Source organism: Kitasatospora sp. NPDC007106 (genome assembly GCF_040634455.1).
GTDB lineage: Bacteria > Actinomycetota > Actinomycetes > Streptomycetales > Streptomycetaceae > Kitasatospora > Kitasatospora arboriphila.
Genome location: NZ_JBEYFP010000615.1, coordinates 1 through 3,611, shown reverse-complemented (window position 1 = coordinate 3,611; position 3,611 = coordinate 1). Strand labels below are relative to the sequence as shown.

Annotated in this window: 4 protein-coding genes; 1 reads left to right on the top strand and 3 read right to left on the bottom strand. The window is 73.1% G+C overall.

The window, feature by feature from the left end; all coding sequences use genetic code 11:
- Positions 1-816, bottom strand: an 816-nt coding sequence (locus tag ABZ641_RS29465) for a peroxidase family protein (protein WP_359986634.1), incomplete at its 3' end; no start/stop codon positions are given.
- A 315-nt stretch (positions 817-1,131) separates the two neighbouring features.
- Between ABZ641_RS29465 and ABZ641_RS29460 the strand changes: the two genes are divergently transcribed.
- Entirely contained in the window at positions 1,132-1,551 is a 420-nt protein-coding gene (locus ABZ641_RS29460) for a Fur family transcriptional regulator (protein ID WP_344621744.1), read from the top strand.
- An 83-nt stretch (positions 1,552-1,634) separates the two neighbouring features.
- On the opposite strand, the gene ABZ641_RS29455 is transcribed toward ABZ641_RS29460, so the two are convergent.
- Positions 1,635-2,765: an AAA family ATPase gene (locus ABZ641_RS29455; RefSeq protein ID WP_359986631.1), complete on the bottom strand. Its 1,131-nt coding sequence runs from the start codon at positions 2,763-2,765 to the stop codon at positions 1,635-1,637.
- The gene (gene pnuC, locus ABZ641_RS29450; protein ID WP_359986628.1) at positions 2,762-3,430 is read right to left on the bottom strand and encodes a nicotinamide riboside transporter PnuC; all 669 of its coding nucleotides are present in this window, start codon (positions 3,428-3,430) and stop codon (positions 2,762-2,764) included. Before pnuC ends, ABZ641_RS29455 begins: the two co-directional genes overlap by 4 nt.
- Positions 3,431-3,611 lie beyond the last annotated feature (181 nt).

Here is a 3,611-nt window from a genome sequence, read left to right as displayed (position 1 = left end):
GTGGCCGCCGGCGATCAGGGCGACGGTCTCCTCGTCGTTCATCGCCATCCGGCGGAACGTCTCGCGGATGTCGCGGGCCGCGGCGATCGGGTCCGGGGTGCCGTTCGGGCCCTCCGGGTTGACGTAGATGAGGCCCATCTGGACGGCGCCGAGCGGGTTCTCCAGGTTGCGGTCGCCGGTGTAGCGCTCGTCGCCGAGCCAGGTCTGCTCGGGACCCCAGTAGACGTCCTCCTCCGGCTCCCAGACGTCCTCGCGGCCGCCGCCGAAGCCGAAGGTGGTGAAGCCCATGTCCTCCAGGGCGACGTTGCCGGCCAGGATCATCAGGTCGGCCCAGGAGATCTTCTGGCCGTACTTCTTCTTGACCGGCCACAGCAGACGGCGGGCCTTGTCGAGGTTGGCGTTGTCCGGCCAGCTGTTGAGCGGGGCGAAGCGCTGCTGGCCGGCGCCCGCGCCGCCGCGGCCGTCGCTGATCCGGTAGGTGCCGGCGCTGTGCCAGGCCATCCGGATCATGAACGGGCCGTAGTTGCCGTAGTCGGCCGGCCACCAGTCCTGCGAGGTGGTCAGCACCTCGGAGACGTCCCGCTTCACGGCGGCGAGGTCGAGCGAGGTGAAGGCCGCGGCGTAGTCGAAGGACCCACCGAGGGGGTTGGCCTCGGCGGGGTTCTTGGCAAGGATCCGCAGGTTCAGCCGGTTCGGCCACCACTGGCGGTTGCCGCCGCCCTGGGTCGGATGAGGGGCTCGCCCGTGTACCACCGGGCAGCCGCCGGTCCCCTCCGTCTTCGCGTCGGTGACGATTGCGTCAGGGTTCTCGGACATGTGAATCCTTCCAAGCTGGACGATCAGTTCCGAAGATGGGTCGGCCGGAAGAAGCGCGCGCACCCGGACCGGCGGGCCCGGGCACCGGGATCCCGTCCCGGGCGGGCGTCGGACCGGCCGCGCCCGCGGTCACCGGAGCCCTGCGGCCGGCGCGGGACGCATCCGTCCCCGTCGTCCGGCGGGCAGCCACGAGCAGCAACGTCAGGTCGTCCTCTTCCGTTCAGCAGTGCCGATTTCGACCCTACATTAGACCTTGTCTAAGTCAACGCCGACACAAAACTTCAGCCGATTCCAGCCGCCTGGTACCCTCCCCCCATGAGTGACCTGTTGGAACGGCTCCGGAACCGCGGCTGGCGGCTGACCGCACAGCGGCGGGTCGTCGCCCAGGTCCTGGACGGCGACCACATCCACTACACGGCCGACGAGATCCATGCCCGCGCGGTGGAAATGCTGCCCGAGATCAGCCGCGCCACGGTCTACAACACGCTGGGCGAGCTGGTCTCGCTCGGCGAGGTCATCGAGGTCAGCACCGACGGGCGGGCGAAGCGGTACGACCCCAACGCCCACCATGCCCACCAGCACCTCGTCTGCCAGTCCTGCGGCACCATCCGCGACGTCCACCCGACCGGGGACCCGCTGGCCTCGCTGCCCGACGGCGAGCGCTACGGCTTCACCCTCTCCGGCGTGGAGGTCACCTTCCGAGGTCTCTGCCCCAGCTGCGCCCAGGTGCAGTAGTCCCCCGCCCAGGTGCAGTAGTCCCCGGCGATTCCCGACAGTAGTTCACCCGATCGGGTGAGTCGGTGTCGGTCGGGGCCGGTTCACCCCAGCGGTTCTCCCGGCGCCCAGCCCCCGGCGAGCAGGGCGTCCACGGCCGTCAGCGCCCGCTGCAGCCGCTCGACGCGGTCGCCCCGCAGCTCGATCCACGGCACCGCTCCGGCCGTCAGCACCTCGCGGAACCGGCCGGTCATCCACGGGCGCAGGTGCTCGCCGTCGCGCAGCCCGTCGTCGTCGAAGGCCACGCCGTCGTCCGAGGTCAGCAGGTACAGCGCGCGCGGCGGCATCCCCGCGGCGAGCCGGCGGACCGGCCCGGTGGCGCGGCCGCGGTAGCGCTCCTGCCAGACCGTGGTGGCCAGGGTGTCGGTGTCGCAGACCAGCACCGGACCGCCGCAGCGGGCCGCGCGCTGCTCGGCCTCGTTCTGGCGGCGGCCGACCAGCTCGAAGTCGGCGTCCGTCCACTCCAGGTCGAACACGGACGGCACCGGACCGCCGGGCCGGGCGCGGCCGCGCGCCACCGCGAGCTTCGCGGCCGTGAGCTCCCGGCCGTACTCGGGCACCCAGCGGGTCGCCGCGTGCGGACCGCCGCGGCCGCGGAGGGCGGCCGCCAGATCGCGGGAGAGCGTGGTGGTGCCGGTGGACTCCGCGCCGAGCACCACCACCCGGCGGGCGAACCAGGCCCGGACGGGCGGCTCCAGGTCGTCCCAGTGGCCGACCGGATCGGCCCGGACCTTGGTGCCGGACACGGCGAAGGTGTCCCGCGGCACGTCCAGCAGCACCGGCGCGGCGTCGAACCGCCGGGCGAGTTCGGTGCCGTACGGCTCCGAGCTGAACACCGCGTCCACCGGCGGCGCGGGCGGTGCCGCGGCCACCGCCTCGCGCATCAGCGCGACGTGCCCGGCCCAGGCCTCGTCGCTCCCGTAGTCGACCGGCAGGTCGTCGGCGATCCCGGCGACGGCGACGTGCGGCTCACCCGCCCAGTGCTCGCGTATCCAGGCGACCCGGTCGGCCAGCGGCACCGACTCGCACGCCGCCGCCATCACCACCACGGTGACCCGCTCGCAGGCGTCCGCCGCCGAACGGATCAGGAAGTGGTGGCCGGCGTGCGGCGGGTAGAACTTGCCGATCACCAGGCCGTGGGCGAACCGGCCGCCGTCGGCCGTGGCGCCGCTCATGCCGGCACCCCCGCCGGGGCGGCAGCCGGACGGGCGGCCGCGGTGAGCTCGCGGTGCCAGCTGCGCAGGCCCACCCCGCACAGGGCGAGGAAGAGCACGTACACCGCGGCGGTCAGCACCAGGTCCTTGGCCGCGTACAGCGGGATGTAGACCAGGTCGGCGGCGATCCAGAGGTACCAGTTCTCCACCTGCTTGGCGTTCAGCAGCCACTGGGCGGCGAGCGACAGGGCGGTGGTGAGGGCGTCCCAGAACGGCGCGCTGTCGCCGGCCCGGGTGAGCAGGACGGTCAGTCCCCAGGTCGCCGGGACGAGCAGTGCCGCCAGCACCAGGAGCGTGGTCGGCGAGGCGTGGCCCATCGGCCGCCCGGTGTGCCGTTCGCCGCCGCGCAGCCAGCGGTACCAGCCGTGCGCGGCCAGCAGCAGGAAGACGATCTGCAGCGCGGCGTCGGCGTAGAGCCGGGCGCTCCAGAACAGCGCGAAGAAGAACAGGTTGTTGGCGATGCCCACCGGGAAGTTCCAGGAGCTGGCCCTGACGCACAGCCAGACGCAGACCGCGCCGGTGGCGAAGCCCAGCAGTTCGGCCGTGGTGACGGCGTCGCGGCCGAGCAGGAAGAGTTGGTGGTTCAGCGGTGCGAGCAGGTCGGCCAGGGTGTCGGCGACGGACACGGGTTCCCCCTTCAGGAATAGCGTCAGGGTGACGATAAGGGGTGGCCGGTCGATCCCGCAACGCCCTTCCGGCAGGTCGGGGCGGGTCGGGGGCCCGGACGCCCGCTGCGCGCGGACCGTTCGCCCACCGCCCGGAGGGTCCACGGACCTGCCGGGGCGAGGCCGCCGCCGGCTGACCGGC